This is a genomic window from Psychrobacter sp. Sarcosine-02u-2, assembly GCF_002836335.1.
Classification (GTDB): Bacteria; Pseudomonadota; Gammaproteobacteria; order Pseudomonadales; family Moraxellaceae; genus Psychrobacter; species Psychrobacter faecalis.
The window spans coordinates 1-7193 of sequence record NZ_PJBX01000011.1; the positions used below are offsets into that span (position 1 = coordinate 1).

4 protein-coding genes are annotated in these 7193 nt (G+C 42.7%); 2 read left to right on the forward strand and 2 right to left on the reverse strand.

The genetic code is table 11. The features are described 5' to 3' along the window. Positions 1–355 precede the first annotated feature (355 nt). The gene (locus CXF58_RS00580; RefSeq protein ID WP_068404854.1) at positions 356–1009 is read left to right on the forward strand and encodes an OmpW/AlkL family protein; all 654 of its coding nucleotides are present in this window, start codon (positions 356–358) and stop codon (positions 1007–1009) included. Between the two features lie 167 nt (positions 1010–1176). Here CXF58_RS00580 and CXF58_RS00585 read toward each other — a convergent pair whose 3' ends face one another. Both CXF58_RS00585 and aceE read right to left on the reverse strand, forming a co-directional pair. Then, positions 1177–2952, reverse strand: coding sequence for a 2-oxo acid dehydrogenase subunit E2 (locus CXF58_RS00585; RefSeq protein WP_068404852.1), 1776 nt, complete (start codon positions 2950–2952; stop codon positions 1177–1179). 39 nt (positions 2953–2991) lie between these two features. Then, a complete protein-coding gene (gene aceE / locus CXF58_RS00590) occupies positions 2992–5805 on the reverse strand; it encodes a pyruvate dehydrogenase (acetyl-transferring), homodimeric type (protein WP_068404850.1) in 2814 nt (937 codons plus the stop codon). A 565-nt stretch (positions 5806–6370) separates the two neighbouring features. Here aceE and CXF58_RS00595 point away from each other — a divergent pair. Next, on the forward strand, positions 6371–7156 hold the full coding sequence (locus tag CXF58_RS00595; RefSeq protein WP_102076259.1) for a hypothetical protein: 786 nt from the start codon (positions 6371–6373) through the stop codon (positions 7154–7156). Positions 7157–7193: the final 37 nt, after the last annotated feature.

The window sequence follows — 7193 nt, forward strand, 5'->3', positions numbered from 1 at the left end:
AAGTTACAATGTGGCTTATCCCGAACTGGGGTTACAATAACCGAGCATAATATCCAATCTATCCTTCTATCCATGTCATTGTTTAATACTAATGTTTAAAAACGCAAATGTAGCATAAGACAAGCATTTAAAAATAGAAAGAGTAATTTAACCCATAAAATCCGTCACGACTGTAACATAAAATACAATTAAGCTAACTTCCTATTTAAAACCTTACTCCTCGTGAGGTTTTTGTATTATAATAGAGAAATAATGTTACCAGTTATATTCTGACTCTAACGTTATCTAATGGTCACTAATGCCATCCCTCATTAGAAACTGACCAATAACATCTATTATGTTGAGGAACTTAACGATGAAACTACAATCCCTAGTTTTAGCTGCTGCAACTGCCCTTACTATGACCACTGCTTTTGCGGTACCTGCTGGTACTTGGTCTATCGCTGCTGGCGCACATTATGTTGACCCTAAAAGTGATAACGGTACTTTAGCAAACACTGATCTTGGTTTAGTTGCGAATGTCGATGTTGATGGCGATGTACGCCCAACCATCAGTGGCGAATACTTTATCGCCAATAACGTTGGTGTTGAACTACTAGCAGCCATTCCATTTCATCATGATTTCACTTTAAATGATGCTACTGGTAACGAATTGCTTACAGGCAAAACTCAGCATTTACCACCTACTCTTTCTCTACAATACCACTTCGATGGCTATAACCTACCTATGAATGTAAAGCCATTCGTTGGTGTTGGTGTGAACTACACCACTTTCTTTAAAGAAAAAATTTCTAACGGCGCCGATTTAGATCTTGATGATAGCGTTGGTGTTGCTGGTCATATTGGTCTAGATATACCATTTGCGCCTACTGAGTCTTTCCGTATTGATGCGCGTTATATGGACATCAAAACCGATGCTAGCTTAAATATTGACGGAACTAAGTATGAACTTGGTGAAGTAGATATCAGCCCTTGGGTATATGGCGTTGCTTTCGTAAAACAGTTCTAATATAGTCCATTGCTATAAACTGAACGCCATAAATAAGAGAAGCCAGCTTAATAGCTGGCTTCTTTGTGTCTGCAAATATCTTTTATTTATTCATAAATGAGATATAAAAAAGACCATCCGCAGACAGTCCTTTTAACAATATATCTAATTATAATGAATAAGCAAGCCTATAGCAAAATGCGGCGTGGATCTGCCAATAAGCTTGCGATATAACGGGTAAATACCGCAGCATCAGCGCCATTAATCACCCGATGATCGTAAGATAAAGATAACGGCAACATCAGACGCGGCTCGAAAGATTGCTTACTAGCATTCCAACGCGGCTGCATACTGGCTTCTGATACCCCTAAAATACCTACTTGCGGCCAATTTACCAGTGGCGTAAACGCCGTACCGCCTAGATTACCTTGACTAGAGATGGTAAAGCTTGCGCCTTGTAATTCTTTAGCCGTGAGCTTCTTATCACGCGCTTTGACCGCAAGCTCACCTATCTCAATGGCGATTTGCTTTAAGCCTTTATCTTGCACATTTTTGATAACAGGTACAATCAGGCCATCATCCGTCGCAACCGCAATACCCATATTGACGCTTTTACGTAAGATAATTTGGGTATTATCGTCACTCAAATGACTGTTAAAGCGCGGATGCTGGGTTAATGCATAAGCAGTTGCTTTAACCACGAAAGCTAAAATCGTGAAGCCGATACCTTCCGCTTTCATAGCGCCTTTGAGCTCACCACGTAACTTTTCAGTTTCCGTGATGTCTGACAAATCAAACTGCGTTACTTGCGGCAGCAAAGTATTGTAATTGAGCTGCGGTATCGAGACTTTTTGTAGGCGGCTTAAATCTTGTACTTCGCTCTCGCCCCATATCTCAGCATTGCTCATATCAGGTAAGCTTGGCAGGCTCGAGCTTACAGTACTACTACTGGTAGGCGCAGTTTTTTGCTTGCTTAAGCTGTCTTTTACATGGGCAAACAAATCTTCTTTTAAGATACGATCGTTAAGCGCCGAACCCGTCACTTGAGTAATATCAACGCCTAGCTGACGCGCAAGTTTACGCACGGCAGGACCGGCATAAATATCGACCATTTTTTCATTGACTTGCGATTCGGTTAGCTTAGCATTTGCAGCGCTAGTATTAGTCGTAGATTTAGCGGCTTGTTTAGGCTCACCAGTCGTTTGCTTGTTGGCTTTTTGGTCTAAATCAGCGCTTTTATCTTCTGCTTCAGCTGGCTTGGACGCTTGCGTCTCAGAAGTATCAGCCTTAGATTCACTAGCATTATTACTGCCGCTCTCTGAACCTTCACCAATAATCACGATAAAGTCTTGACCATTGGCGACCATATCACCCGCTTGCACCAATATTTTTTCAACCTTGCCTGCTTCTGGTGCTGGCACTTCGACCGACGCTTTATCAGATTCAATGAGCAAAATGGATTGATCCGCCGTGACCATGTCACCGACACTGACCATAATCTCAGACACTTGCGCTTCATCAACACCTAAGTCTGGCAAAGCATGCGTGGTTGCTTTTCCTGCTTGCTCGCCTGCTTGGTTTGCTGGTTGAGAAGTATTTTCCTCAGCTGGATTAGTATCTGCTTGCTGATTATCCTGCGCTTCACTTTGTTTGTCGGCAGCAGCGTCTGTTTTGTTTTGTGTATCAGCGTTAGTGATTTGGCTGTCACTGTCGCTTTCGATTTCACTGTCAGCATCAGTATCGCTTTCAAGCTCAATGAGCACCATGCCTTCGCTGACTTGATCGCCAACTGCCACGCTAATTTTAGTGACTTTACCGGCAGCCGAGCTTGGTACTTCTACTGAGGCTTTATCAGATTCTAATAAGATAATATTGTCGTCTTTTGCAATAACGTCGCCAACTTCGACCATAATCTCACTGACTTCGGCGCTATCAACACCCAAATCGGGGGCTTTAATGTCCATCCGTAATTCTCCTTATATTATTGTTGCCTTGTCTTTGGGCTATTCTTTGACGTCGTCATCATTGAGTAAGGCGGCATCGGCTGGATCTTCTGCGCGGCCTTCGCTGCTTATTTCGTCATCATCTTCACTGACAAACTCTGGCACAGGGTTCGGATGTACATTGTCAGGGCCTGGGGCATCTGGGAAATGATCATAATGAGGCTGTTGTTGCCATGCAGGCGGTTGATCCGCTTCGATACCAAAGCTTGAAATCGCATCTTTTACCAGACGCATCTCAACTTCACCTTCATCAGCTAAGCGCTTAAGTGTCGCAACCACAATGTGCGCGGCATCGACATGGAAGAAGCTACGTAATTGTTCACGAGTGTCTGAGCGACCATAGCCATCAGTACCTAAAGTCGTATAAGGGCGATTGTCAGGCAACCACGCGCGGATTTGTTCTGGATAATTGCGCATATAATCGGTCGCTGCGACGACGATACCTTCGTGCGGAGCAAGCTGTTCGGTCACCCATGGCACCACTTCTTCATCCATTGGATGCAGGCGGTTATAATCATCACAAGCCATACCATCGCGGGTTAGCTCATTAAAGCTGGTCACGCTCCAGACGTTAGATGAGATATTAAACTCATCTTTTAGTATTTTCGCCGCTTTTTGCACTTCACGTAAAATAACGCCTGAACCTAATAGCTGAACTTGGCTTGAACCATTGTCTTCTAGCAAATACATACCACGCTTGATGCCTTCTTCGACACCTTCTGGCATGGCAGGTTGTTCGTAGTTTTCATTCATTAAGGTTAAGTAATAATAAACACGCTCGCCCTCACCATACATGCGGCGTAGACCATCATGCATAATCACTGCCAGCTCATAACCGAAACAAGGGTCATAAGTCACGCAGTTCGGTACGACGTTAAATAAAATCTGTGAATGACCATCTTGATGTTGCAAGCCTTCGCCGTTTAGCGTGGTACGGCCAGCCGTTGCGCCAAGTAAGAAACCTTGCGCCTGACAGTCACCTGCTGCCCATGCCAAGTCGCCAACACGCTGGAAGCCAAACATAGAGTAATAAATATACAGTGGAATCATCGGCAAGGCGTTGACAGAATAACTGGTTGCCAGAGCAATCCATGTACTCATTGCGCCCGCTTCGTTAATGCCTTCTTCTAACATATGACCATCGATGGCTTCTTTATAACCCATTAAAGCTTCACTATCCTCTGGCGTATATTTCTGTCCAGAAGCTGAATAAATGCCCAATTGGCGGAACATACCTTCTAGACCAAAGGTGCGCGCTTCATCAGGAACAATAGGTACGACGCGATCTTGAATGTCTTTATTTTTTAACATCGCTGCTAGTAAACGCACAAACACCATGGTAGTCGATTGCTCTTTACCATTACTGCCTTTTAGCACGCGATCGAAAATAGACAACTCTGGAATATTTAATGGAATATGACCACTACGGCGATTGGGCAGATGACCACCCAAGGCTTCGCGGCGACCTTTTAGGTACTTCATCTCCAGCGAGTCTTCTTTTGGACGATAAAACGGTAGCGTCTCTAACTCTTCATCGGTAAATGGCAAGTCAAAGCGGTCACGGAAGTACATCAAAGCTTCATGATCGAGTTTTTTGATTTGATGCGTCTTATTGACCGCTTGTGCTTGATTAGACAAGCCATAGCCTTTTACCGTTTTTACCAAAACTACGGTCGGTTGGCCTTTGGTTTTCATCGCTTCACTAAAAGCCGCATAGACCTTCATCGGATCATGACCGCCACGGTTTAAGCGTGAAATATCATGGTCAGACAGCTCGTTTGCCATCTCCTCTAGCTCAGGATATTTACCAAAAAACTCTTTACGGGTAAATTCAGGCGTACGCGCTTCATACAACTGATATTCACCGTCGACCGCTTCTTCCATGCGATATTTAAGCACGCCGGTGGTATCTTTATCTAACAAGGTATCCCACTGACCGCCCCAAATTACCTTAATCACGCGCCAGCCTGCACCGCGGAATACCGACTCAAGCTCTTGAATAATCTTGCCGTTACCGCGTACAGGACCATCGAGACGCTGTAAGTTACAGTTGACGACCCAAATTAAATTGTCCAATTTCTCACGACCAGCAAGAGAAATCGCACCCAAGCTTTCTGGCTCGTCGGTTTCACCATCACCTAAGAAGGTCCAAATCTTGCGATCTTCTTTTTCTAGCAAGCCGCGGTTTTCCATATAGCGATGCACGTGCGCATGATAAATAGACATAATTGGGCCCAAACCCATCGACACGGTTGGGAACTGCCAATAATCTGGCATCAAATATGGGTGCGGATAGCTTGACAGACCTTTACCGCCGACTTCACGGCGAAAGTTATCTAATTGCTCTTCATCTAAACGACCTTCTAAATAAGAGCGCGCATAAATACCGGGCGCTGAGTGACCTTGATAATAAATCATGTCACCGCCGAAATGGTCGCTTGCCGCCCGGAAGAAATGGTTAAATCCTGTCTCATAAAGGGTCGCACTTGAAGCAAAAGTCGCTAAGTGACCGCCTAAATCATCATCGTTCTTATTGGCACGCATGACCATAGCCAATGCATTGTAGCGAATCAGCGCACGAATTTTACGTTCAATCGTCAAGTCGCCTGGGTACATTGGCTCATCTTCGACCGCTATAGTATTGATATAAGCGGTATCGAGACGGTTGAATGGCAGCCCTTCTTGTACCGCCATGTTATATAACGCTTTTAATAAAAACTGTGCCCGATCCTTATCGGCATGTTTGATAACGGACTCAAAGGCTTCCAGCCATTCTTGGGTTTCGGTGCTATCAGCATCCTTATAATAATTCATCTTTATTAATCCTTTTTATCAGTCAGCCCTGTACGATAACAGGGTGTTATTAAATTAGAGGGTGGTACGTATCTTAATGAGCAATCGATTGACTTGATGCCTTCCCTATAACTTCCTTGCCGCATCTAAGCATTGCATTTACGTTCATGGTTATAACAGAGAATTTTAAATAAATCGTATCACTGTAGAGTAGCATTAGGCGCAAATAAACACCGTTGCAAAATTAAACGGTAGCCACTATGCAATTCTCACTATCAAATGATAATGACACTCTATTATAGGTACTTATTGTGGATTTGTTTATAGCTATGGAGAAATGCCAATATGACAAGTATTTTTGAAATAAATAGTGATTAGTTTTTAAATGAATATTTGTTTTTAGATTGGTTAAAGCTATTTATATTTTAGCGGCTGACATAACTAAGATTATTTTGGCTCTATACCAATAACTCTACCGTCTATCCTCTATAAGTATACGTTCGTCTTATTCTTATATACTAACCATGTTTCAAACACTACAATTAATATGAAGTAATATTAATTCATTATCGTTAACGGAGCTATCATGATTTTCTTTTCTAAGACATTAGAGATAAGGTTCATAGTGTATCGTTGGGTTATGTTGGCGTCCGTATTGCTATTACTTCCAGTTTCCACCGTTTTTGCGGCGACTTGTCAGTCTGGTTATATCTCTTCAACTGTCAAACCTCAAGAGTATAGCCAATGGCCATTAAACTCATTGAACTCAACAATTACGGCGACGGGCAGTACCGACCCAGATGATGATGTCTTAATTACTGGTTCAATGACACAGAATGGAGACTCCCAAAGCATCAACGGCGCAGTTAATGCCAACTCTCCTAATGGCGGCGCATTTTTTATCAAACAAAATATGCTAAGCAGAAACGATACCAATACAATTACCTATAAGTTTGACAAACCACTTCTTAATCTAAGTATGAGTGTCTATGATATTGATCGAGAATTCAGATTTTTCGATTATAATTGGAAAGACAAACTAAAATTTATAGCTAAAGATAAAGTTGGTCAAACTGTTTCACCAATATTCTCGAACAATGGTGAATATGTGACCGCTTCAGGAAACACCGTAACTGGGGATAGTCGATTTGGAACGTTTGGTACATGTAGCGATAATGACTTTAGTTCCTCTTGTAAAATCACCGCCTCTTTTGACCAACCTATCACAGAGCTAAGCATTGAATATGGAAATGCTAGCGATGCTATATCAGATCCAGTTGAGCAAAACATTGAAGTGACGTTCGATGATTTCTGTGTGCCATTGCCAACCTACACTATCTCGAAAGATGATGGTCTGACTAGGGTGTGTTGACAATTACCGTAAATGGATAATCGTCGCTGCTAAATAT